We start from the raw sequence: 23,054 nt of genomic DNA, 5'->3' as shown, positions 1-23,054 counted from the left end.
TTACAAAAAAGAGACGATCTGTAAAATTGAACAGAAAGCCTCTTTTTCTTCCAAAAACAATTCAAATACACCTTAATCTAATAGAATACCACAACTATTAAACTAAGAACCGTATTATATTGTAGAAAACAACAAATTAATCATTAAAATAAAATCCTGCAGGAATAACTCCTACTGAGAATGTTTTTTCCAATGAACCAATAGATGGTGAAGTCAATGCATAAACATATACTTTTCCATTATGTGTGTAATCACCAGCATCACCAACATAAATATGGCTTCCGTGAACTGCAAAACTATATACGCCGTAAACCCCTTGTGATGTAGTGCTAAATGCAGAAGCAGTTGGCAATGCAGTTGCAGAAGCACTCATTTTGTAAACATCAGAATCAATCGTATAATAAACATCACTGCCATTCAAAACCAAATTCGATAAATGCTTAGTGGCATCTGAATAGGCAATCGTACTACTCACAGTATTTGTCGATAAATTCACTTTCACAATTCGTCCGGCAGTTTCTACCAAAGGAGTACTTACATAACTTGGGTTTCCAGAACACGCTACCCATAAAGTTCCGTCTTTGATCTCCATACTTTCAGGAACATCTCCAACAGTAATTGTTGTAGAAACAGTATTTGAAGTGGCATCAATAACAGAAACCTTAGTTCCATAGCTATATCCTCCTTTGTGAGCAACATATAATTTTCCGGAATTAGCGATAATTTTTTCAGGTCCTTCCACAACCGGAATTGAAGCAGATACCTTTTTTGCAGTCAAATCGATTACAGCTACGTAATCATCAGTTGCAACACCACCGTCACCCCAGTTGGTAACATATCCTTTACCATTTGCAAATGCGATATACCTAGGATTCTTCAATCCAGTACTGATAGTTCCCGCACTCTTTAAAGTATAGCGGTTTACGATTTCAATTTTATTGCTTCCATTCAAAACGATATAAGCCAAATCACCGTTAAAACCAACATCTTGCCCAACATCCCCAAGTGTTATAGAAGGATTTACTACCGAAAAAATATCATTCTGAGCAGTCGCAAAATCTGCTGAAACGTAAGAAACCGAAGCATCATAATGACCGAAACCTCCTTGGTTCAAAATCAAAAATCCATTATCATAACTTCCTAATGGAGTGTCACTATTATTATCATCATTGGTACACGAAACAAAAAATATTGAGAACGTTACCATTATTAAAATTAGCTTACTGAAATTCATTGTATTAAAATTTAAAAGTTAGGTTGATTAAAAAATTTCTTCCCGGCATATAATGTTGGGATATGCTTTGATAATTCTGATTAAAAAGATTCAATGCCTGTAATCCTATTTTACAGGTATATTTAGCTCCAAAATCATAATAAGCACCCAAATTGGATACCCAATATTCTTTGACTAGATGGTATTTTTGCGAAGGCGTTGTAACCGCTCCATTAAACAGAAACTGATACATTGCTGATATTTTTTTATACGAATAAGAAACATTGGAATTCAATTTATGATAAGGAACATAAATCAATTGCTCTCCGGTTTCTACATTTTCAGAAACCGTGTAGGCATAACTTGCATTTAGCGCAACATTATTTTTCCCGTAAGAATTAGCCCAACTCAAATTCGTTTCGGAGCCATAACTGTTTACGCGATCAATATTTTCAGGTGTCCAATTGCTTCCGTCCAAGGGAGCCCAACGAATCAAGTCGCTTATTTTCATGAAATAAACCGTTTCCGACAAAGTGAACTTCTTATAGGTAAAAACATTACCAACCTCAACCTGATAAGAGCTTTCCGGTTTCAAATCAGGATTTCCACCAGTTTCCCAATACAAATCGTTGAATGTCGGAATTCTGAAATTTCTGGAAACATTGAATTTTAAATTATAAAAAGAATTGAATTTATAAGATGAGCCCAACGAAAACAAAAATGGGCTTTCATAATCCGTAGTCGCCTCTTTGCGAAAGCCTAATTCATTTTGCCATTTTTCATTGTGCTGCGCCACTGCTTTGACAGCAATGCCACCAATCTGTCTGGTATTGTCACCAAAACTCGTCCCAAAACCTTTAGTTCGATTGTAATCTAAAATCCCATTCAGCTTGATGAAATCGGTTATTTTATAACCCAAATCCATTTTGGCAATGAACGATTCGGATTTTCCAAAACTGAAATCTTTGCTTTCGATATTTTCAAAATATTGGTATTGCTCAGCGAGATATGCCACTTTATAATTACTGCTGAAACGATCTTTGGTTGTTGCATATTCCAAAAGATTTCGGCTGAAAGTATTCACATATTTTGTTTTGGAATCAGATTCTGATATCAAAGAGAGATTCCTGTCCGTATTCGAAGATTGACTGTAAAAAGTAATAACCGAATTAGGCTTTACTTTGTAACCAATATTGACATACAAATTAGTCGTTGCATATTGCCCGTTTTCATTTTTCCTTTGAACATCATCCCAGGTATATTGACCAACATAAGGATAATCATTATCCGAACTATTTCTGGAAAATCCGAGTTGAGTACTCCATTTTTTATCCGCGAGCACCAATTTGTAATTAACTCCAACAGTATTGAAACTACCGTAATCCAATCGCAAATCGTTTTCAAATTTATTTTTGAAAACCAAATCATTGCTCAAATGAACAGTTCCTCCAATGGCGCCACTCCCGTAGCTAACGCTTCCTCCACCCGCTTTTATGCTGATGGTGTTAAAATCGGGCGCCGTGAAAGTGTTGAAATCGGCACTGCCGTTGAGTTGGGAATTAACGTTTATTCCGTTCCAAATCACAGCCGTTTGCGAAGCTGTGGTTCCTCTAAAAGAAACAGTTGATAGCATTCCTCGCCCGTATTCCTTGAAATACAGTACACTGTTGTAATTTAATAAATTGGAAAGGGAAGATTGGTTTTTGTTTATAACCGAATCATTCAGAATTTGAATAGATTGTGATTTATTGCTTAAGTACAAAGTACGATCTGAAACTATAACTTCTTTTAAATTGTTTATAGAGTCATTCTGTGCCCAAACGAATTGGCACGATAAAGCAAAAAGGCTAAAAAGTAGTTTTCTTAATGTCATAATTTCTGAACCTTTTTTCCCGAAAGTTCGATATTTGTTAAGAAAAAAGGCAGGTCTCCTGGCTTGCGTCTTGTTGTTTGCCTTCCCATTTGAGGTTAGAGGAAAGAAGAATGAAGTACGAAGTATAAAACTTCTAATTCTAACTTCTACTCTCTAACTTCGAGACAGTGGCTTTGTAGATAACAACAAGCTTTGTAGCTTACAGTTGCGGGAACAGCGCAAGATTTTTGAATTTTGATGTTTGATACTTGATTTCAGATGTTAAATCCTGAAATTAAAAATCGTTAATCAGCAATCTTCAATCACTTGCTTCCCTTTTAATGTGTTTCCAAAAAATATCAAAAACACAACCTTAATTCGAGTGCAAATATAAAGTTAAAAATATCGAAAACTAAAATTAATGAGACATTTTAATTCGAATACAAATATAACCAATTGTTTAACAACTAATTAAAAACACAAGTTCTACATTTCAACTTTGATTACAGCACCATAATCCAATGGTGTTTTGAAAGCTTCCTGCAGGGGAAGATTGTTTATTTTGCACAAAATGCTTCGAATAACTCCCGAATGCGCCACGATGATAATTGGTTTAGAGTGTATTTTCGAAATGCCATTGTCCAAAAATTCCCGAACCCTTGAATCCAATTCTACAAACGATTCTCCGTTAGGCACATTTACGGTGACAAAATCTTCCATCCAAGGATCCAAAACTTCACGGGGAATAGCATCCCAACTTTGTAGTTCCCAATCCCCGAAATGCATTTCCATCAATCTTGAGTCTTCAATAATGGAATCGATTTGAGTATTTTCCTGAATATGTTTCGCCAAAATAACACAGCGTTGCAACGGACTGGAATACAAAACCGCTTCCTGTGGCAATTGATTCAGAATCGATTCAAAAACGGCATCGTACGGTTCGCGAATTCCAACATCACTCTGACCATAACAGATTCCTTTTTCACAAACCGTTTCGGTGTGGCGGACTAAATAAACTTCCATATTCCAATAATTGACAGGTAAAAAATCACCTCACAAACCTGTTGGGTAGCTCCCAAGCAATCTCCGGTATAACCATCAATCCATTTTTGAAAATAACGGGCAAGAAAAAAACGAGCGATAAAAACAGGTATTATAGCCAACAATAACTGCCATTGAAAAAACGACAAAGCAACAAGTGGCAATAATCCAAAAAACAAAGCACCAATCACTTCTTTCCAAGTGAAATTTTGGGCAATCGGTTTGCTCTTACTCGAAGCGTCTTCCCTTGAATATTGATGAGTAAAAACTATTGAAATTGCAGACAAACGACTAACTGAATGGGCGGAAACAAAGAGAAGAAAAATTGTAAATTGTAAATTGTAAATTATTAATTCCGACTTCTGTAGTTCATTTATCATTTGATTTAAACTCTGAAACTTCAGCAAAAAAAGTAAAACCAAACCAATCGATCCATAAGCTCCGATAGTGCTATCTTTCATTATCAAAAGGATTTTCTCTTTGGTCCAACCTCCGCCAAAACCGTCGCAAACATCGGCAAAACCATCTTCATGAAAAGCTCCGGTTGTCAAAATTCCGCCAATGATTGCAAGAATTACAGCAATTTCATTGGAAAACAAAATCGCCGATAAATAATAAACCGTAAAAGAAATTCCGCCCACAATCCAACCAATCAACGGAAAATAACGAGAGGCTTTGTTTAAATAGTCAGGATTGTGATCGATATTTTTGGGACACGGAATTCGGGTGTAAAACATCAATGCCGTGAAGAATATATGTAATTGTTTTTTCATTTTTTATTTATAATTCTGTAGAGAGGCACTGCAGTGCCTCTCTACGTCGTGTATTTCTACAATAAATTTACGAACGACTAACCCCTGCAGATTCAAAACTCGCCATCTCATTCAAAAAACTAACTGCCGACTGTATAATTGGAAATGCAACAGCACAACCCGTTCCCTCTCCCAATCGCAAGTCCAATTGCAACAAGGGCTGAACATCTAAATAATCCAATATTTTTTGATGTCCTTTCTCTGCAGATGAATGACAGAATATCGAGTTTTCTTTCACCGATGGGTTCATTTGATAAGCTATTAAAAAAGCGACGGTACAAATAAAACCATCCACCAAAATGAGCATATTATTTTCCTTCGCCTGAAGCATTCCGCCTGCCATTTGCAGAATTTCAAACCCTCCAAAATAGGCCAATTTACTTTGCAGATCATTTGGACCGTTATATTTTTCAATGGCTTTTTTCAGGATATTTTGTTTTTGAGTCAGCTTTTCATCAACTACGCCTGTACCTTGACCAACACAATCTTCTATTGGCAATTCCAAAAGAATACTCATCAATACCGAAGCCGTGGACGTATTCCCTATTCCCATTTCGCCAAAACCAATGCAGTTACTTCCCGTTTCAAAAATGGAATTCACTACTTCCTTTCCTTTGGTAAAACACAAATTCAATTCGGTTTCACTCATTGCTGAAGTATGCAAAAAAGATTGTGTTCCCTTCCCTATTTTGGCCGAAACCAAATTGGCATTTGTCGGAAAATCATAATTGACTCCGGCATCCACTATAGTTAAGCCAATATTATTTTGTTCACAAAAAACATTGATACCTGCTCCGCCTTCGAGAAAATTAGTCACCATTTGTCGGGTAACATCCTGCGGATAGGCGCTTACACCGTGATTGGCAATTCCGTGATCGCCGGCAAAGACTGCTATGTGCGGATTTGTAATTTGAGGTTCTAAAGTTTGAAAAACAATTCCTATTTGCTTTGCTAAAGTTTCCAAAACGCCGAGTGAACCTGTGGGTTTGGTTTTATTATCTATTTTTTGTTGCAAAGCTTTATCCAAATCCGAACTTTTTGAACTCAAATCAGAACGAGATTGCTTCGTTCCTCGCAATGACTCTGTTGCCGTTATTGGAGTAAAAACTAAAATCTCCTCAACAATTGGCTTTTCGGCTTTTTGCTTCCAATTCAATTGCTGAAGCATCGGTTGGTTATCATAATTGGTTGCAGGTTTACCCACACAAAAGTATCCCAAAGGTTCAATATTTTCGGGCAATCCCAAAAGCTGTTTGAATTGGTAATAATTTAAAATCGAAACCCACCCCATTGAATAACCTTGCTCTGTCAATGACAGCCAAATATTTTGTGACGCACTGACAGCGCTAAACTTTATCGCTTCATTGCTTCCGACAGTTCCAATGGTAAAATGATTTAAAACCGAACGGTCATAGCAAATTACCAATCCAAGCGGTGCTTCTTCAATAGCTTCGAGCTTTAAAGCCTGATACTGCTTTTTTTGCAATTCATCATCGGTTAAATTGGAAGCCTTTTGATCGTAATCCAAAAATAGTTTTTTCACCTCCTTTTTGATTTCATCCGATTTTATGAGATAATACCTTGTAGCATCTGTCAAACCTACTGAAGGAGCATAATGTCCCGCTTGAAGTGCTCTTTGAATTACTTCTTCCGGCACTTCATCTTGTGTAAAATGGCGTGTGTCTCTACGGGATTTTATGATTTCATCTAATGTCATTATGTGCAGTATTTGCGTTAGGGATGGTAGTGACATCTCCCGATTAAAAAAAACAAGGCTTTTTAGCCGTAGTTTTTATTATCGGGAATATAACGAACAGCCCGACCCTTGGGAAACGCCCAAATTTATAAAATCTATCCTTTTATTTTTACCGGAATTCCGGAAACCATCAACACAACGGTTTCGGCTTTTTGGGCGATGTATTGGTTCATCCAACCTTGAAGTTCCGTGAATTTCCTGCCAATATGTGTTTCGGCATGGACTCCCATCCCTATTTCGTTGGTCACTATGATGATGGTTGCACCTTCCTGTTTTGCAATGGCGTCCAATTCGGCTTTGGCTTGTTCCAAACTTAAAGCAACGTCATTTTTGGTATCCACAAAAAAATTGGTTAGCCAAAGCGTTACACAATCAACAATCGCAACTTTTCCGGAAAAATCAATTTCGCTCAAATGTTTTTCCTTTTCGATATTCACCCAACGTCCGTCGCGATCTTTTTGATGGCGGTCAATGCGTTTTTGGAAATCTTCGTCCCATTTTCTGGCGGTTGCCACATACATTGGTTTTTCGGACAATCCTTTGGCTAAATTCTCGGCATAACTGCTTTTTCCGGAACGCTCTCCGCCTGTAATCAAATAAATCATTTATGAATGGTTAATTATTAATTGTAAATTGTAAATGCTAATCTCTACCTAATTTCTTTTGAAACTAATTGATTTTTGGAAGTTTTAAGGATGCTTGTGATTAATTTTAGGAATGTAATTGCATCGTTATAAATGTTTTCGAATTCTTTTTCATTTAAATAATCAGTTGCTTTTAAAAGTTCCAACCAATAAACAACTTCGTTCGCTTCTTTCTGAGCAATTGCAAATTTATGAATGAAATCATTTTTGCTTTCAGCGTGTTCCGCTTCTCGAATCATAGCTCCAATACTTGTTCCTGATCTCAAAAGTTGTTTAGATAATACAAATTCCTTTTTATTATAATTCAAATATTGATAAAGTTTGACAATTCTAATTGCAAAATCAAAGCTTTTGTCTTTAACAATGTTATCCCTCATAATTAACAACTAACAATTTATAATTAACAATTAATAAGGGCAATGCGTGCAATCACTTTTACAGCAATATCCTCGTTTGAGATGAAACCAAGGCTTAAAAACATAGTTTCCGTCTTCAAAATAATAATCAATTCCCTCAATTATATTTACGGTTTCGGGCAATTTTGAAGCTTTGTTTCCAATGGCAGTTTCGGGAGTTATGGTTGCTACGAACTCGTCAATTTTATCGGAACAGGCTTTTTTGAAACAAGTCGGGCAAAGACAATCATCGATATCAAAAGGATTGAAAATAGGCGGAAAATCATTGCACCAACACGTTTCACCTTGAGGAGTATCTCCACAATTAAAGGGCTTTTGACAGGCCGAACAATGCTTCTCTTTTATAACATTCATTTTGTAAAGATAGCGTTTGTCTTAATTTTTTAGTGCAAAAATTAAACAAGAAATTTATAATTTACTATACCTTTGCCTTCATCGAAAAAAATAGTCTATGCGATTTTCAATCTACAAAGTTCTTTTAATCAGTGTTCTTTTTTCATTTATCGGATGCAAAAAAAATGAAAAAAGTGAAGTTCAAAATGATGCCAACACCCCAAACAGCATTCAATACGCCAAAAGTTTAACCATTCACAAACACAACGGTTATACTGTGGTAACTGTCTCAAATCCTTGGCCAGATGCGGTTAAAGATTTCACTTATATTCTAAAAGAAAAAGACGGAATTGTTCCTGACAGCCTGAAAAAATATACTGAAATTCCTGTTCCATTAAAATCTATCGTAGTAACTTCGACCACAAATATTCCGTTTTTGGAAATGTTGGGTGTCGAAAAATCATTGGTTGGTTTTCCGCATACCGATTATATTTCGTCCGAAAAAACAAGAGCCTTAATCGATGCCGGTTCCGTTAAAAATGTGGGACAAAACGAAAAACTCAATATCGAACAGCTTATAGATTTGTCTCCGGAACTTATTGTCACTTTTGGTATTGACAACAACAATCCAAGCATTGAAAATTTACAAAAAAGTGGTTTAAAAGTCCTCATTCAAGCCGATTGGATGGAGCAATCCCCACTTGGAAAAGCAGAATGGCTGAAACTTTACGGAGCTTTATTTGGAAAAGAAAAAGAAGCGGATGCTTTATTTGAAAACATTGTAAAAGAATATAATAATGCTTTGGCTTTGGTTGCCGATAAAAAGCCAACTTCGACTGTTTTATATGGTTCAATGTACCAAGACCAATGGTTTGTCGCGAGAGGAAGCAGTTGGGTTGCCCAATTTATGAAAGATGCCAAAGCAGATTATCTTTGGAAAAAACTCGAAGGTACCGGAAGTCTAGGATTGTCGTTTGAAAACATATTGGACAAAGCCAAAACGGCTAACTTTTGGATTGCTACAGGTTCGTTCAAATCGTTGTCTGAACTAGGAAAAGCAAACCCTCATTACGGTCAGTTTGATGCTTTCGCAAATAAGACTATTTATACTTTTGAAGGAAAATTGGGAGCTACCGGAGGTACGGTTTTTTACGAATTATCGCCTTCCCGACCAGATTTAGTTTTGAAAGATTACATCAAAATTTTTCATCCTGAATTGCTTTCGGATTATGTTTTTACTTTTGCGACAAAATTAAATTAATCCTCTCCCCAACCCTCTCCGAAGGAGAGGGAGCCTAAACCGAATATCATTCTTTTAAAAAAACATCAAGAAATTCACAATTAATTGAACAATCAAAAGCGAAATACAATCTTATTCTCATTGCTCTTTTTGGGGCTGATCGTACTGTTTTTTGTGAACATCAGTTTGGGATCGATTACGATACCTTTCAAAGAGGTTTACACTAGTTTGACAGGCGGTCACGCGAGTAAATCGACTTGGGAATATATCATTATCAATTATCGTTTGCCCAAAGCGATTACGGCAGTTTTGGTAGGAATGGGATTATCTATAAGTGGATTGTTGATGCAGACTTTGTTTCGAAATCCGCTTGCAGGACCTTATGTTTTGGGACTTAGTTCGGGTGCGAGTTTAGGCGTTGCTTTTGTGATATTAGGAGCAGGTGTGTTGCCTTCTTTTTTGAGTGGCATTGTATTATCGCCATACGGAATCGTTTTGGCTTCAACTCTTGGAAGTACTTCTGTATTATTATTAGTTCTATTGGTTTCGCAACGTTTGCGGGACACCATGGCTATTTTGATAGTGGGACTGATGTTTGGTAGTTTTACCAGTTCGGTTGTTGGGGTTCTTACCTATTTTAGTTCGGCCGAACAATTGCAGAAATTCACCTTTTGGTCTCTAGGGAATCTCGGTAATTTATCATGGACATCCATTCTGATTTTAACAATTTGTGTGTTATTTGGTTTATTCCTCAGTTTACTTAGTATCAAACCTTTGAATGCATTACTATTAGGCGAAAATTACGCTAAAAGTATGGGATTGAACTTCAACAGAGCCCGACTTGTTATCATAATTGCAACGGGAATTCTGGCTGGAAGTATAACAGCTTATGCGGGACCAATCGCCTTTGTCGGATTGGCCGTTCCCCATATTGCCAAGTTAGTCTTTCAAACCAGTAACCATACTGTTTTATTTTGGAGTACTTTGCTTTTTGGAGCCGGAATTATGCTGATTTGCGATATGGTTTCGCAAATGCCGGGAATGGAAATTACGTTACCAATTAATGCTATTACTTCGATATTAGGAGCGCCGGTTGTTATTTGGTTGTTAGTTCGAAAGAGGAATTTTAAGTAAAGCATAAATAATTTAAACACATAGACACATAGATTTTATAGTTAATCTCTAAGAAATAAATAGAAATAATATTATTTTTCACATAGATTAATTGTGTAAAAAAGAAAACATTTCTCAAACTCTTTTAAATCATCAAAAAAAATTATAACTATGTAATTAATAATAATTTCTCAAAAAAGTTGCATTAATAAACTATAGTAAATGATTACTCAAAAATTTTTAGATGAATTAACATACGAAATTATTGGTTCAGCTATCGAAGTCCATAAATCTATTGGCAAAGGGTTACTTGAAAGTGTATATCATCAATGTATGATAGAAGAATTATCCCAAAGAAAAATAAATTTTCACACAGAGATGAATGTTCCAATTATTTATAAAACAAAAAAATTAACAACGAATTTCAGATGTGATTTATTTATTGAAAACTGTATAGTGTTAGAATTAAAATCTGTATTGGAAATGAATTCAATATTTGAGGCTCAGATTCTAACCTATATGCAACTTTTAGAAGCTCCTAAAGGAATAATCATAAATTTCAATTGTCATAACATTTTCAAAGAAGGACAAAAAACTTTTGTGAATGATTTTTTTAAACTTCTTCCTAAACACTAATAATCTATTAAAAACACCTTGACTACAGAATTTTTAATGCAATCTTCTATGTGAAAAAATTATGATTTTCTAAACAATCCTCAATTTTAAATTAATTCTATGTGTCTCCTATGTGTTTAAAAACATTTTCAAAAAGTATATAACTTAAAATATGCCGACCAATATCCTCACCACTCAAAACCTAAGCATTGGTTATTCCTCCAAGAAGGAAGCTACAACCATAGCCGAAAACCTCAACCTGAACTTACAGGCAGGGAAACTGATTGCTTTGATTGGTGCAAACGGTATTGGAAAATCGACATTGTTGCGCACTATAACAGGAATTCAAAAACCTTTGCACGGAACTGTTTTATTAAATGACAAAAAAATAAACGACTATGAACCTTTGGCATTAGCCCAAAATTTAAGTGTGGTTTTGACCGAAAAATTACCGCCAAGTAATTTAACTGTGTTTGAATTGGTCGCTTTGGGAAGACAGCCCTACACCAATTGGATTGGCACTTTATCAAATGCGGATATTCAAATTGTTCAGGAAGCTATTAGACTAACGCAAATCGAACATTTGTCACAAAAAAGACATTTTGAAATAAGTGATGGACAATTGCAGAACGTTTTGATTGCAAGAGCATTGGCACAAGACACTCCATTGATTATTCTGGACGAACCCACGACTCATTTAGATTTACTCCACAAAGTTTCATTGCTAAAACTCCTAAAAAAACTAACCCACGAAACCAGAAAATGCATTTTGTTTTCGACTCACGACATTGATATGGCTATACAATTGAGTGATGAGATGATTATCATGACGCCAGAAACTGTTGTTCAGGACGAACCTTGCAATTTAATTACAAAGGGAAGTTTTAATACTTTATTCAAAGATGAACATATCATTTTTGACTGTGAAAAAGGGAAGTTTATAATTATTTAATTTTCATTCTTTTCTCAAGCCTTCACAATAATTTCTTCTCAATAATTCCGCCTAAGACAAACCGTTAAAAACATTTCTCCCTTATAAATAAAAAACACTGATTAACAAATTGTTACACAGAAAAATTGTAAATTTGACGTCCACTTTTTAACTATCCCTGAATCTTTACTTATCTACATATTAAAAACAATTTTTAAACTTTTTAATTATGGAAAATTTGTACAGAATCCCCAAAAAAATTATTGCTTTAGGTTTACTATTTTTCTTCTTTTCCTGTAGTCAGGACGAAGCGGTTAATAGTGATTTACAAACAAACGAATCCCAATCGTTTACTGCGAAAATGAGTGATGCAAAACTCAATGTCTTTAAAGGTCCTGAAGTTGCTCTTGGATACGGAAAAGTACGTTCTTGGGTAAGTTTAAACAAAGATGGATTTCCTAGTGAAATAGGAATTGAAATTACTCCGGAAGCCTTTAAAAATCTTACCGTTGAAGGCGACAAGAAAACCCCACCGGAAGGCTCAACAATTATTGTTCCGCTACATCTTAAAGCAAAACAAGCCACTCCTTTTGACCACATTGGACTAAACTGGAATCCTCACGGACATGAGCCTGCACACGTTTTTGATGTACCTCATTTTGACATACATTTTTACATGATTTCTGTTGAGGAGCAAATGGCAATACCGGCTTGGTCTCCAGAAACAGACGCTTGGTTCAATAATTATCCGCCTCCTGGTTATTTACCTGCCGATTATGGAACTCCTCCTGGTCCAGCTACAGCAGAACCTGAAATGGGTAAACATTGGGCACCGAATAATTTACCATCTTTACTTCCTTTTACAAAAGTCTTGATTTATGGTACTTTTAATGGGAAATTTATTTTTGTTGAACCAATGGTAACTTTGGCTTATTTTGTTTCAAATAAAAACTCATACACTCCTTACTCACAGCCTGATTTTTTTGCAAACTCTGGAAATTACCCAACAAAATATAACATTTTCCACGACCCAACGACAGGGAACACTTATGTAACACTAAGTGATTTTGTGTGGAGAACTAAAAAAATGTAAATAAAATGAGGAAGTACTTTCGCTTCCTCATTTTATAACTTTTATCACTTTCCTTTCAGCAAATTGACACTTACTGTTGCTATTTCCGAATCAGGGAATTTTTTAAAATAATTGAGATCAGGAAATAATCCCGCTTCTCCCGCAATTTTGTGCAGTACATCAATTTCGACAATGTATTGATCTGAAAAACCATGCGTAGTATCATAAGCCGTTGCGGCCGTTTTTCCGATATTCTGAGCTGCCAAATTAGGTGGTATCGTGTGCAATTCGATGATTAGCAATCCGAATTTATGAACATAAGGTGACCATTTTGAGAAATGTTCCAATAAATTATCTTCCACCAAGTTATTGCTTATCCGAGCACCTCTATCTGCAAATGCACCAGTCGAACTGCTTATTCTTTCTTTATTGATTTGTTTCGGCATTTCCCAAATCCGGTTGTGGTCGAGAAAAGTCCTCACATTGAGCAAATCCTGTAAATCAATATTGTAATTTTCCTTTAAATCACTTGCCAGCAAATCGGGGCGGCCTATATCTCCCCAAATCACTTTCGCCCAAATATCGGCTTTAATCAAATTAGCTCTCGTTACTTTGAGCGCTGTCTGATTATAATCGGCTCCGACTAAAAACAAAGGGTATTTATCAAGCATTTTCCCTCTCAAAGTCTGACGGTCAATCACGTCAAAAACATGTTCTAGAAAAGCACCGTTACCACAACCCATGTCCAAAATCCCTTTGGGTTGTTCCTCTATCGGCAAATTAAACAGCTTGATGATAATTTCATCGACAACTTTAAAATAAGTATCATGTGCGCCACCGCTTCCCCATACGTTCATTTCGCGGTCTACATGAATCTCATCTTCTCCTTCCCCAACAATTCTTAAAATATTAGGATTACCAAAAATCAATTCGTCCATTTTCCTGAAAGTGGGCAAATAGGAAACGGTCACGCCATAAGCCGAAGCTCTTTTGGCAAAAAACAAACCAGTTTCGGTAAACTGGTAATTTCCATTTTTTCTAGAAAACCATCCCAAATGGGACAAAAAATTAAGCACAATTTTGAAGTTTTCGGGAGATTTATGAAATTCTTCCGGACTAAACGATATTTCCATAAAATATTTATGAAACATCCCGCTCATCCCCAAATGAACCGTTATTTGCCCCACCAAAAAACCCTCGATATGCTTAAGGATTTGATGCTGAATTTGATTGGTTAAATTATCATCGGATAATGAGATTCCATAATTATTTTGGCACTTTTCAAATATTAATTTCATCTGAGTGAAAAGGTCTCCTTCAAATAATTTCGGACGCAAATCAGCAGAAGATTGCAGTAAATCGACCACATCTTTATACAATGGAAATAACGAAAAAGCAGTTTCGCTCTTTTCATTAATACGAAAAGCGATCAGATCGGTCTTTGTGTTAACATAATAATCGAGAAAACCTTGCGAAGCCAACGTTCGCAGTGCCACATTGAGATAACCTTCGTTGGTTTTGAATTTGGAAGAAAGTTCGGAAAGGCATATTTCTTTTCTTTCCAAGATATAGGCCAGAACTCCTTTTTTATGCAAAGAAAACGCCACAGGAGCAGTTACTAAACCGTCCAGATGTCTAAAAATAGTACTTCGAAGGGTAACGTTATCTATCATAAAATGAGATTTAAGACAGAAGAATGCCTATCTCAAATATATGAAATTTCTCTTTAAAAAGCAGGTTCTCTTTATAACAAAATGGAATCTAAACGCTTAACACTAGAGATTCAATCCAATCTGCCTCTTCGCTTCACCAACAACAAAGGCAACGGAATTGGCGATATTAAAACTTCTGATTAACGATGACATCGGAATAGTCAAATAATTTTCAAACAATACCATAACTTCGGGGCTTAAACCAACACTTTCCTTTCCAAAAACCAGCCAATCCCCGTCTTGAAATTTTGCGTCATAAATTGATGTAGAAGCATGGGAACTCATCAGGAAAACCCTTGATTTATCTGGAATTTGCTGCATCCATTCTTCGACATTTTGGTATTCGGTGACATCTAGATGCACCCAGTAATCAAGTCCGGAACGTTTTAGGTTTTTATCATTGATTACAAAACCAAAAGGATGGATTAAATGTAGTCGGCTTTCAGTACCTACGCACAAACGGCCTATATTTCCGGTATTATTTGGTATTTCAGGTTCTACGAGAACGATGTTTAGCATTATGATTTTTGATTTTTGATTAACGATTTTTGATTGCAGATGGGAATCAGTACTATTTAGATTGTTTGACTTTCAACATTGAAATTGTCATTGATATTGAAGTTCTCAACTTCTTCCACTTCTCCGGCCTGCAGATTATTCAAATATACATTTCCTATTCTCACTCTTACTAATCTCAGAGTTGGAAAACCAACTGCTGCCGTCATTTTACGCACTTGCCTGAATTTCCCCTCATTGACCGTAATAGAAGCCCAGGAAGTTGGGCCATGTCGTTCGTCCCGAATCTTTTTGCCTCTTGCTCCAAAATTAGGAATTTCGTTTACAATAAAAGCTTCGCAAGGTTTGGTTTTGTATTTTGTTCCGTTAAAACCAATTTCGACACCTTTTTTCAACTGCTCAATGGCATCTTGAGTAATAATGCCATCAACTTGCACATAATATTCTTTATCGACTTTTTTACTTCGGATGATTTCGCTCATTTTCCCGTCGGTGGTCAATAAAAGTAAACCTTCCGAATCTTCATCGAGCCGACCGATTGCCATTGTTCCTTCTGGGAAATCATATAATTCTCCCAAGAGTTTTTTCTTGCGCTTCAATTCGTAAATAAACTGACTTAAATAACCGTAAGGTTTGTGAAGTAAGAAATGGTGATGGGACATTCTGTCTTTATTTTGAGAATGCAAAGATAGCCATTTGTTTCAGCAATTTTCACAGCAAAAAAGCAAGATGTTTGCTTTTAGCCCTGATGGAAGCGGCATCCTTTGTGTCCAGGGTTTGGACACAAAGATATAGCGGACAGCAGGTACCATGCTCCCTAAAATGCCAAATGTTTTTGCTCCTAAAATTTAACATTCAGGCCAAAATTAAACATCCATTGGAATTGATTAAAAGATTGGTTTTCTAACGGATTGATGTAATAATTCATCCCAGGTTCAATGAAAAAATAAGTCTTTTTAAAGAATTCGTATTGCATTGTACTGCTCAATAAAGTCCCGTAAACAAAGTTATTTACGTTTTTATTTTCTCCTATTGAAGTTCCATTCAGGGCAATATCATTGGAAATTAATTTGCCAACAAAACCACCTGTATTCATGATAATATTAGTTTTCTTTTTGCTCAAAAGCGAATAAGAAACCTCCAACGGCATTTCGAAATACTTCAAATTTTGTGTCACATCTCCTTTTTCCATGCCAACATTACTTTTCGGATCGGCAGCAAAAAGATATTCTGAATTATTTGAAATAGCTACCAACTGATAATTGGTCGATGAGCTAGGCGTGTAAATAGCATTGCTTAGTGGCACATAACCCGCAACGCTGCTAGCCTGTTGCTGATTATTGTAATAAGATACTCCAGCTATTTTTTGTCCCAATTCATTGATTTTAAAACCTGAACTTACGCCCCATTTTTTGTTTAACTTGTAATTCGTTTTTACACCATAACCGCTGGACTGTTTTGAAGCAACGGTGTTTCCCAAAGTTTTTTCATTATTAAAATTCTGAGAACTTGTAACACCTGCAAAAACTTGGAGTGACCATTTATCGCTGTTTTTTGGTGCCTCTTTTTTCTCGGTTTTATCTTTATCAGATTTTGCCAAAACCTTCTCCAATTGCGCCACTTCGGAATTGATTTTGGCCAAAGAATCTTTTGAAGTTGTGTTATCTACAATTCCTTTTTTATTGTTATTCGAGCCTGAAAAATCACTGTTTTGATTGCTTACTAAAGATTTTTCACTGGCATTGGATTGGCTAATTGATGCCGCTTTTGAAATAGTATTTTCTGCGATTCCGTTAGAATGATTTGTTGCGGAATTATTATTGTTTTTATTACTAAGACCAGAATTTGAATTAGTAACCTGAATTGATTTATCTTCTGATGATTCCGAATTAGAAACAACTGAAGTTGAATTTTGATTTGAAACTATCTCATTTGATTCAGATTTACCAGTTGCTGTTCGAACCATTCCATTGTTTCCAGACTGATTCAAATTTGTGCTTTTTGAAAAATTATTCGAAACTGTTGAAACCGCTACTTGATTACTATTTAAATTGTCATGATTATTTTCTTTACCATTGAGATTTTCATTTTCATTTTGGCTTTTATTCACTTTCAGCTTTTCGTTTTTCTCATTTGAATTCTTTTGCAAAACAACTCCATTTGTATTGCTTTCAATATTCAGTTCAAATCCATTTCCTCGATTACTATTGAAATACAAAACAGCAGGAACAGAAAACCCAATTACTAAACTAGCAGCAATCGACCACCAAATAATGGCTCGTTTCTTCTTTTTAGGTTCATCTAATTGTGCTTCAATTTTATCCCATAATTCGGGAGGCGGAATACTGGAGTAGTTTTCCAATGAAGAAAAAATAGATTTTGCTTCTTTATTTTTCATGATTGTTACTATTTTCTTTTGTGGTATTTTTTCATGCTGTTTTGGAATTCGATACAGCCAAAATTTTCTTTTTCAAAATACTTTTGGCCCTGTTCAAATTAGATTTTGATGTTCCTTCCGAAATTTGAAGCAGCTTAGAAATCTCTTTGTGCTTCATTTTTTCGAAAATAAACAAATTGAAAACCATTCTATATTGATCGGGTAATTCCTGAATGTATTCTAGTAATTTTTCTTGCTCAATTGGAGCCAATTCCAGTTCCTCTTCCTCTATGACCTCGGTTTCAAAAACATCAAGAAAGAATACATCCTTTTTCTTTTTCTTTAATGTTTCCAATAATTTATTGATGAAAATCCGTTTGATCCAACCTTCAAAACTTCCTTCAAATTTGAACTGATCCATTTTTTGAAAAGCAATTACAAATGCCTCCTGAAAAACGTCTTTTGCGTCATCCTCATTCCGCATGTATTTAAGACACAAACCATACAAAATAGGAGAAAACAACTGATAAATTTTCAGTTGTGCTTCCCGGTCGTTTTCGACACATTTTTTAATGTATGATTCTATGTTTTCTTTCAAGAAATAAGTTTTAAACTCTTTATTTGTCGCCTTTACTTAAAGATAAAATTGGTAAAATAATTGAGATTTCGAATGCTCTATAAATTGATCAAAAAGAAATTCCATTTTTACAAACCTTCAGAATTGAGATTACAAAAATAGGATTTCGATTTATACACTTACCAATTTTGTTTGGTTGTCTTTGCGGGTGTAAATTCTCCTAAGTCTGTAAAAACAAATATTTTCCAAACCCAACTATCCATAATTTCTTTTTGAGATTTTGAATCAAAACCAGCATTATTAGTAACACAGGAACAAAAAGTAAGAACGATAAGAATTATAAATAATAATTTTTCCATTTCGTAAGTATTAAATATTGATGTTGGTTTTATCGTTCCTATTCTAAAAGCCATTTATTGCTTATCAAAGCAAGTTTTTCAGCTAGAGCTAGGAAAAACTTATCAAAAAATTTGGTTTCAATTTGCACTAAACCAGCAAATGGCTTCTAACTGCCATTGTCAAATCCTTTTTATTTTACAAGTATCTTATAAATTCCTGTTTGCTTATCCACTTCAAATTCAGAATCTGTAATTTTAATTTCATTATATTGTGTATAACTGCAACATTCTTCATTTTTTCTTTCGGCATCAACATATAAACTAAAAATTAAATTATCATTTGCTTTAACTTGAAGATTCACTTTTTCTGTTTTCCAACCAATTGAATTAATTACAATAACATTTCTATTATTTTCAGTTATAACATTAAAACTTACTTGTTCATTATTGTTCAAAACATTTTTTATCGATATGTTTTCAGGTTTATAAGTTCCGTTTGTTAATAAATTTTCACCCGTCGTCTTATCGATAATTTCAAATTGAAAACTGTGCGGTGGTGTAAAGCAAAGTATATTATCACAGTCATCACCTTCATTTCTGCAACTTTGAAAAATGATAAAAAATAATACTAAAAGTAAACTGAATTTTTTCATTCTTTATAAAATGTTTGGCTGTTTAAAGTTTCTGTCAACTGTTCATTATCAAAAATCTTTTTTGGTTTTTCACTCCTTATGATTTAGTTTTCAATTCAGCTATTTTATCCTGAATCACTTTCTTAAAATTGATAACGTTTTGAGATTGATCAGTGGAATTATCGTTATCCAAATATATTTTAGTAACAATACCTCCTTGACTCCATTCAAAATATACTCCTCCTTGATCATGAGAATCGGGTGCGCCGAATGTTTTTGTCTGCCCTTTTAAAGCTGCAAGTTCAGTTGGGATTTTCAAAAGAAAAGCTGCCAAATCATCTTTGAATCCAAGTGTTTTATAACTGTACTGATTGAAATTATAAGAATTGTAATTCACGTTTAAATAACGAAGAACCTTATCATTTTCTATTCTGAAAAACTGTTGGCAATCAGTTCCCACACAGTAACCGTAAAAACTTCCCACAACTGCATAGTCTATGGCATTAACCTTTCTGAATAAAATAGGTTTATTGGATTTTGGAAGTACAATATAATCCGAAGGATACGTAATAACTGTAAGCACAACCTCATCATCTTTTGGCTCTGTTTCAAAATAATTAACCGTTATCTGGCAATTATCCTCCTGTACTGATTGAATTTTTATGCCATATCCACTTGATGGTTTTGGTCCTGCCAAAAGTCCTAATATTCTTTTTTGGGTAAAATCAGGTAAGGCAACGGTAAAAGTTTCACATGTTGTAAACAACTTTTGCATTTCCTCATTAGAATTTACAATTACAAAGGAAAGTTGTTTGGGACTTTCTTTCAAAGTACCACAATAACTAAAACTCTCATAAGCTACATTGCTAACAGCACCACAATCTTGAACATTTTCATCACCTAAATCCGAACAAGAATAAAAGCTTAAGACAACAAACAAAATTGAAATTAAATTCTTCATATTATATTTTTATTAGATTATATAGTAAAGATGGCTTACGAACAAAAAGGTTGCGCAGAGACTTAAAAAAAATGTTCATTTAGTCTTAGATTTAGAATAATTCGTGAAATTTCATTTTTAAAAAATAAGTACTACGTATTAATGCGTACTTTTACGTTTTTTAAAAAGAAAATCTATGTCAACAATACTTCCTTTTTTATTGGTTTTTATAATTGCCTTTGCAATAGGCATCTTTATTGGGAAAATCATTTTTTCGGCACGTTTTCAGTCGGAAAAAATTAGTCTGGAAGAGAAACTAATTGCGCTGAATTCACAGCTAAACCAACAAAAAGAACAGTTTTTATCAGACAAAAACACTTTTGAAAAACAATTGGAATTATCCAATATTGAGAAAGAAAACATCCGAAACGAAAAAGACAGCCTGGCTATTCAACTCACCAAAAAGGAAGTCGATTTTGAAAATCTTTGGGAACGAAATAAAGAACAAAGAGATGAAGTAGAAAAGCTTCAGGAAAAATTCACCAAAGAATTTGAGAATCTTGCCAATAAAATATTGGACGAAAAGTCAAATAAATTTACTGAGCAAAACAAAGAAAACTTAAAAAGCATCTTGTCACCTCTACAGGATAAAATTCAACTTTTCGAGAAAAAAGTCGAAGATACCCACAAAGAAAGCATTGACTACCATGCTGCTTTGCGTCAACAGATATTAGGTTTACGCGAAATGAACCTTCAAATGAGCAAGGAAACTATCAACCTGACCAAAGCTTTGAAAGGCGACAGCAAAATGCAGGGGAATTGGGGTGAATTAGTGCTGGAACGCGTACTCGAAAAATCAGGATTGGAAAAAGGGCGTGAATATGATGTTCAGCAAAGCCACACCACCGAAGATGGAAGCCGAGTATTTCCTGACGTTGTAATCAATTTACCTGACGGGAAAAAGATGGTTGTCGATTCTAAAGTTTCATTGACTGCCTACGAGAAATACATTAATGAAGATGACGATGAAACGACCAAAAACCGCTACTTAAAAGAGCATGTCAATTCAATAAAACTTCACGTAGAGCAATTGGGAAATAAAAATTATCAGGATTTGTACCAAATTGAAAGCCCTGATTTTGTTTTGCTGTTCATCCCGATGGAACCTGCATTTGCAATAGCGCTGAACGAAGACCCAACATTATACAACAAAGCATTCGAGAAAAACATCGTGATTGTTACTCCATCAACTCTGTTGGCTACTTTACGCACTATCGACAGTATGTGGACCAACCAAAAACAGCAAGAAAACGCCTTTGAAATTGCAAGACAAGCCGGAGCTTTGTATGATAAATTTGAAGGTTTTGTTGCCGATTTAATAAAAATTGGCAAAAAAATAGACGAAAGCAAAGTGGAATACCAAGGTGCTATGAACAAACTCGTGGACGGAAAAGGAAACCTTATCACCAGCGTAGAAAAACTCAAAAAAATGGGAGCCAAAGCAAAAAAAGCACTCCCAGATAATATTTTAAGAAGAGCAGAAGCTGACGAAAACAAGCTCTTGAATTAAAACCAATTATATAACAAAATGGAAAATTCCCCTCTAAAAGAAGAAATCAAACCAATGGAAAAAATATACAAAACAGTTGAATCATCTCACGTGAGCATTTCGGTATTAATGCTTCCTTCACATACTAATTTTAGCGGAAAAATTCACGGTGGTTACATTTTGTCACTGCTGGATCAAATTGCTTTTGCCTGTGGTTCCAAATTTTCAGGAAACTACTGCGTGACAGCTTCTGTAGATACCGTTAACTTCTTGAAACCAATCGAAGTGGGAGAACTCGTGACCATGAAAGCCTCAGTAAATTATGTTGGAAAAAGCTCGATGGTTGTAGGAATTCGTGTAGAAGCCGAAAACATTCAAACCGGTTATAAAAAACATTGTAATTCTTCGTATTTCACAATGGTTGCCAAAGATGACCAAGGGAACAGCGTACCTGTTCCAGGTTTGATTCTTTCTAATTTTGAAGACATCAAACGTTTTTGCAATGCATTAAAACAAATAGCCTTGAAAAAAGAGCACGATATACACCAGGAAGTTTTCAATTACACTTCAAAAGAAACAATCGAAAACCTAAAAAAATACAATGTCCAAATCGATATGGATTAGATTTTTTTAAGTTTCTGAAACTGAGAGCGCCGATATAAAAAATACAATTCTTTTTTATATCGGCTCTTTTTTTGGGGCAATTTTAAGACAATTATTTAAAAAAAAACGTAACTTTAAGATGAACCTTTAATAGATGACGATTATGAAAAAATTTACTCTATTAGCCCTGTTTTCTATCTTTTATCCTATCGTTGCCCAAGAAAAATTAAGCACTTCAAAGTGTACAATTTACTTCGAAGCTTCTGTGCCCCTGTTTGAGGCTGTTGAAGCAAAAAACGATATTGTTAACTGTACATTAATCCCAGATAAAGGCCAAATCACTTTTACAGCTGTCATTAAAAACTTTCAATTCAAAAGAGATTTAATGAAAGAACATTTCAACAGCAATTATATGGAAAGTGATCGTTATTCCAAAGCCATTTTTAAAGGGGTTATAGAAAAATTTGATTTGAAAGTCATAAACGAAACCGAACAAAATTTTCAAATCAAAGGGAAAATAACGATTCACGGTCAAACCAGAATGATTAACGTAATTGCCGCAATTAAAAAAGTTGGGAACGGCATTAGCATCAACTCGCATTTCGCATTGAACACAGACGATTTCAAAATTGAAATCCCCAACATGGTAGTGGCAAAAATTTCAAAAACGGTGAATACTAAAGTTGATTGTGTTTTAAACTAAGGTATATTTTTAGCAGCACCAAAAATAATTAGTAATTAGCAACTGTCAATTTTTCAAAATTATTCGCAA

24 protein-coding genes and 1 riboswitch are annotated in these 23,054 nt (G+C 34.9%); of the genes, 8 read left to right on the top strand and 16 right to left on the bottom strand.

The window, feature by feature from the left end; all coding sequences use genetic code 11:
• Window positions 1-136: 136 nt before the first annotated feature.
• From OZP12_RS06905 to OZP12_RS06870, 8 genes are all read right to left on the bottom strand, one after another.
• Window positions 137-1,234: a DUF5074 domain-containing protein gene (locus OZP12_RS06905; protein WP_281228323.1), complete on the bottom strand. Its 1,098-nt coding sequence runs from the start codon at window positions 1,232-1,234 to the stop codon at window positions 137-139.
• A gap of 4 nt (window positions 1,235-1,238) precedes the next feature.
• Complete coding sequence (locus OZP12_RS06900) at window positions 1,239-3,086, bottom strand: TonB-dependent receptor plug domain-containing protein (RefSeq protein WP_281228322.1); 1,848 nt, start codon at window positions 3,084-3,086, stop codon at window positions 1,239-1,241.
• 31 nt (window positions 3,087-3,117) lie between these two features.
• A riboswitch (cobalamin riboswitch) is annotated at window positions 3,118-3,456 on the bottom strand.
• 95 nt (window positions 3,457-3,551) lie between these two features.
• Complete coding sequence (cobC, locus tag OZP12_RS06895; RefSeq protein ID WP_281228321.1) at window positions 3,552-4,088, bottom strand: alpha-ribazole phosphatase; 537 nt, start codon at window positions 4,086-4,088, stop codon at window positions 3,552-3,554.
• Window positions 4,073-4,879 carry an adenosylcobinamide-GDP ribazoletransferase gene (locus OZP12_RS06890; RefSeq protein WP_281228320.1) on the bottom strand — a complete coding sequence of 269 codons (807 nt, stop codon included), beginning with the start codon at window positions 4,877-4,879 and terminating at the stop codon, window positions 4,073-4,075. Before OZP12_RS06890 ends, cobC begins: the two co-directional genes overlap by 16 nt.
• A 67-nt stretch (window positions 4,880-4,946) precedes the next feature.
• The gene (cobT, locus tag OZP12_RS06885) at window positions 4,947-6,635 is read right to left on the bottom strand and encodes a nicotinate-nucleotide--dimethylbenzimidazole phosphoribosyltransferase (protein ID WP_281228319.1); all 1,689 of its coding nucleotides are present in this window, start codon (window positions 6,633-6,635) and stop codon (window positions 4,947-4,949) included.
• Between the two features lie 134 nt (window positions 6,636-6,769).
• Entirely contained in the window at window positions 6,770-7,279 is a 510-nt protein-coding gene (gene cobU / locus OZP12_RS06880) for a bifunctional adenosylcobinamide kinase/adenosylcobinamide-phosphate guanylyltransferase (RefSeq protein ID WP_281228318.1), read from the bottom strand.
• A gap of 44 nt (window positions 7,280-7,323) precedes the next feature.
• Window positions 7,324-7,695 (bottom strand): four helix bundle protein, encoded by a 372-nt coding sequence (locus tag OZP12_RS06875; RefSeq protein ID WP_281228317.1) that lies wholly within the window; start codon window positions 7,693-7,695, stop codon window positions 7,324-7,326.
• Window positions 7,696-7,725: 30 nt separating this feature from the next.
• A complete protein-coding gene (locus OZP12_RS06870; protein WP_194643185.1) occupies window positions 7,726-8,088 on the bottom strand; it encodes a DUF5522 domain-containing protein in 363 nt (120 codons plus the stop codon).
• A gap of 97 nt (window positions 8,089-8,185) precedes the next feature.
• On the opposite strand from OZP12_RS06870, the gene OZP12_RS06865 reads away from it, so the two are divergent.
• The 5 genes from OZP12_RS06865 to OZP12_RS06845 all read left to right on the top strand — a co-directional run bounded on the left by OZP12_RS06865 (window position 8,186) and on the right by OZP12_RS06845 (window position 13,059).
• Entirely contained in the window at window positions 8,186-9,328 is a 1,143-nt protein-coding gene (locus OZP12_RS06865) for an ABC transporter substrate-binding protein (RefSeq protein ID WP_281228316.1), read from the top strand.
• 84 nt (window positions 9,329-9,412) lie between these two features.
• A complete protein-coding gene (locus OZP12_RS06860; protein WP_281228315.1) occupies window positions 9,413-10,441 on the top strand; it encodes an iron ABC transporter permease in 1,029 nt (342 codons plus the stop codon).
• Window positions 10,442-10,642: 201 nt separating this feature from the next.
• Window positions 10,643-11,056, top strand: coding sequence for a GxxExxY protein (locus OZP12_RS06855; protein ID WP_194643190.1), 414 nt, complete (start codon window positions 10,643-10,645; stop codon window positions 11,054-11,056).
• A gap of 151 nt (window positions 11,057-11,207) precedes the next feature.
• Window positions 11,208-11,987 (top strand): ABC transporter ATP-binding protein, encoded by a 780-nt coding sequence (locus OZP12_RS06850; RefSeq protein ID WP_281228314.1) that lies wholly within the window; start codon window positions 11,208-11,210, stop codon window positions 11,985-11,987.
• A gap of 208 nt (window positions 11,988-12,195) precedes the next feature.
• Window positions 12,196-13,059 carry a DUF5602 domain-containing protein gene (locus OZP12_RS06845; protein ID WP_281228312.1) on the top strand — a complete coding sequence of 288 codons (864 nt, stop codon included), beginning with the start codon at window positions 12,196-12,198 and terminating at the stop codon, window positions 13,057-13,059.
• Between the two features lie 44 nt (window positions 13,060-13,103).
• On the opposite strand, the gene OZP12_RS06840 is transcribed toward OZP12_RS06845, so the two are convergent.
• From OZP12_RS06840 to OZP12_RS06805, 8 genes are all read right to left on the bottom strand, one after another.
• A complete protein-coding gene (locus OZP12_RS06840) occupies window positions 13,104-14,711 on the bottom strand; it encodes a class I SAM-dependent methyltransferase (protein ID WP_281228311.1) in 1,608 nt (535 codons plus the stop codon).
• Window positions 14,712-14,813: 102 nt separating this feature from the next.
• Window positions 14,814-15,269, bottom strand: a complete 456-nt coding sequence (locus tag OZP12_RS06835; RefSeq protein WP_281228310.1) for a tRNA (cytidine(34)-2'-O)-methyltransferase — start codon at window positions 15,267-15,269, stop codon at window positions 14,814-14,816.
• 56 nt (window positions 15,270-15,325) lie between these two features.
• Window positions 15,326-15,928 (bottom strand): pseudouridine synthase, encoded by a 603-nt coding sequence (locus OZP12_RS06830; RefSeq protein WP_281228309.1) that lies wholly within the window; start codon window positions 15,926-15,928, stop codon window positions 15,326-15,328.
• Window positions 15,929-16,107: 179 nt separating this feature from the next.
• A complete protein-coding gene (locus OZP12_RS06825) occupies window positions 16,108-17,664 on the bottom strand; it encodes a hypothetical protein (RefSeq protein WP_281228308.1) in 1,557 nt (518 codons plus the stop codon).
• 31 nt (window positions 17,665-17,695) lie between these two features.
• A complete protein-coding gene (locus OZP12_RS06820; protein ID WP_281228307.1) occupies window positions 17,696-18,241 on the bottom strand; it encodes an RNA polymerase sigma factor in 546 nt (181 codons plus the stop codon).
• Between the two features lie 158 nt (window positions 18,242-18,399).
• On the bottom strand, window positions 18,400-18,633 hold the full coding sequence (locus OZP12_RS06815; RefSeq protein WP_281228306.1) for a hypothetical protein: 234 nt from the start codon (window positions 18,631-18,633) through the stop codon (window positions 18,400-18,402).
• Between the two features lie 116 nt (window positions 18,634-18,749).
• Window positions 18,750-19,211, bottom strand: coding sequence for a hypothetical protein (locus OZP12_RS06810; RefSeq protein ID WP_281228305.1), 462 nt, complete (start codon window positions 19,209-19,211; stop codon window positions 18,750-18,752).
• A gap of 76 nt (window positions 19,212-19,287) precedes the next feature.
• Window positions 19,288-20,151 carry a protease complex subunit PrcB family protein gene (locus tag OZP12_RS06805; protein WP_281228304.1) on the bottom strand — a complete coding sequence of 288 codons (864 nt, stop codon included), beginning with the start codon at window positions 20,149-20,151 and terminating at the stop codon, window positions 19,288-19,290.
• A gap of 175 nt (window positions 20,152-20,326) precedes the next feature.
• On the opposite strand from OZP12_RS06805, the gene OZP12_RS06800 reads away from it, so the two are divergent.
• From OZP12_RS06800 to OZP12_RS06790, 3 genes are all read left to right on the top strand, one after another.
• Complete coding sequence (locus OZP12_RS06800) at window positions 20,327-21,700, top strand: DNA recombination protein RmuC (protein ID WP_281228303.1); 1,374 nt, start codon at window positions 20,327-20,329, stop codon at window positions 21,698-21,700.
• Between the two features lie 54 nt (window positions 21,701-21,754).
• Window positions 21,755-22,303: an acyl-CoA thioesterase gene (locus tag OZP12_RS06795; RefSeq protein ID WP_281229030.1), complete on the top strand. Its 549-nt coding sequence runs from the start codon at window positions 21,755-21,757 to the stop codon at window positions 22,301-22,303.
• Window positions 22,304-22,445: 142 nt separating this feature from the next.
• Window positions 22,446-22,985 (top strand): YceI family protein, encoded by a 540-nt coding sequence (locus OZP12_RS06790; protein WP_281228302.1) that lies wholly within the window; start codon window positions 22,446-22,448, stop codon window positions 22,983-22,985.
• Window positions 22,986-23,054: the final 69 nt, after the last annotated feature.

The organism is Flavobacterium aquiphilum (genome assembly GCF_027111335.1).
In the GTDB taxonomy this organism is placed as follows: domain Bacteria; phylum Bacteroidota; class Bacteroidia; order Flavobacteriales; family Flavobacteriaceae; genus Flavobacterium; species Flavobacterium aquiphilum.
The sequence above is the reverse complement of the archived record's forward strand: the minus strand, read 5'-3'. Positions and strand labels throughout refer to the sequence as shown.

Coding starts and splice junctions, on each gene's coding strand:
- OZP12_RS06865 (WP_281228316.1), top strand. CDS start 8,186: ATGCGATTTTCAATCTACAAAGTTCTTTTAATCAGTGTTCTTTTTTCA.
- OZP12_RS06850 (WP_281228314.1), top strand. CDS start 11,208: ATGCCGACCAATATCCTCACCACTCAAAACCTAAGCATTGGTTATTCC.
- OZP12_RS06835 (WP_281228310.1), bottom strand. CDS start 15,269: ATGCTAAACATCGTTCTCGTAGAACCTGAAATACCAAATAATACCGGA.
- cobT (WP_281228319.1), bottom strand. CDS start 6,635: ATGACATTAGATGAAATCATAAAATCCCGTAGAGACACACGCCATTTT.
- cobC (WP_281228321.1), bottom strand. CDS start 4,088: ATGGAAGTTTATTTAGTCCGCCACACCGAAACGGTTTGTGAAAAAGGA.
- OZP12_RS06800 (WP_281228303.1), top strand. CDS start 20,327: ATGTCAACAATACTTCCTTTTTTATTGGTTTTTATAATTGCCTTTGCA.
- OZP12_RS06845 (WP_281228312.1), top strand. CDS start 12,196: ATGGAAAATTTGTACAGAATCCCCAAAAAAATTATTGCTTTAGGTTTA.
- cobU (WP_281228318.1), bottom strand. CDS start 7,279: ATGATTTATTTGATTACAGGCGGAGAGCGTTCCGGAAAAAGCAGTTAT.
- OZP12_RS06805 (WP_281228304.1), bottom strand. CDS start 20,151: ATGAAGAATTTAATTTCAATTTTGTTTGTTGTCTTAAGCTTTTATTCT.
- OZP12_RS06830 (WP_281228309.1), bottom strand. CDS start 15,928: ATGTCCCATCACCATTTCTTACTTCACAAACCTTACGGTTATTTAAGT.
- OZP12_RS06875 (WP_281228317.1), bottom strand. CDS start 7,695: ATGAGGGATAACATTGTTAAAGACAAAAGCTTTGATTTTGCAATTAGA.
- OZP12_RS06815 (WP_281228306.1), bottom strand. CDS start 18,633: ATGGCTTTTAGAATAGGAACGATAAAACCAACATCAATATTTAATACT.
- OZP12_RS06900 (WP_281228322.1), bottom strand. CDS start 3,086: ATGACATTAAGAAAACTACTTTTTAGCCTTTTTGCTTTATCGTGCCAA.
- OZP12_RS06905 (WP_281228323.1), bottom strand. CDS start 1,234: ATGAATTTCAGTAAGCTAATTTTAATAATGGTAACGTTCTCAATATTT.
- OZP12_RS06890 (WP_281228320.1), bottom strand. CDS start 4,879: ATGAAAAAACAATTACATATATTCTTCACGGCATTGATGTTTTACACC.
- OZP12_RS06825 (WP_281228308.1), bottom strand. CDS start 17,664: ATGAAAAATAAAGAAGCAAAATCTATTTTTTCTTCATTGGAAAACTAC.
- OZP12_RS06790 (WP_281228302.1), top strand. CDS start 22,446: ATGAAAAAATTTACTCTATTAGCCCTGTTTTCTATCTTTTATCCTATC.
- OZP12_RS06855 (WP_194643190.1), top strand. CDS start 10,643: ATGATTACTCAAAAATTTTTAGATGAATTAACATACGAAATTATTGGT.
- OZP12_RS06870 (WP_194643185.1), bottom strand. CDS start 8,088: ATGAATGTTATAAAAGAGAAGCATTGTTCGGCCTGTCAAAAGCCCTTT.
- OZP12_RS06795 (WP_281229030.1), top strand. CDS start 21,755: ATGGAAAAAATATACAAAACAGTTGAATCATCTCACGTGAGCATTTCG.
- OZP12_RS06840 (WP_281228311.1), bottom strand. CDS start 14,711: ATGATAGATAACGTTACCCTTCGAAGTACTATTTTTAGACATCTGGAC.
- OZP12_RS06810 (WP_281228305.1), bottom strand. CDS start 19,211: ATGAAAAAATTCAGTTTACTTTTAGTATTATTTTTTATCATTTTTCAA.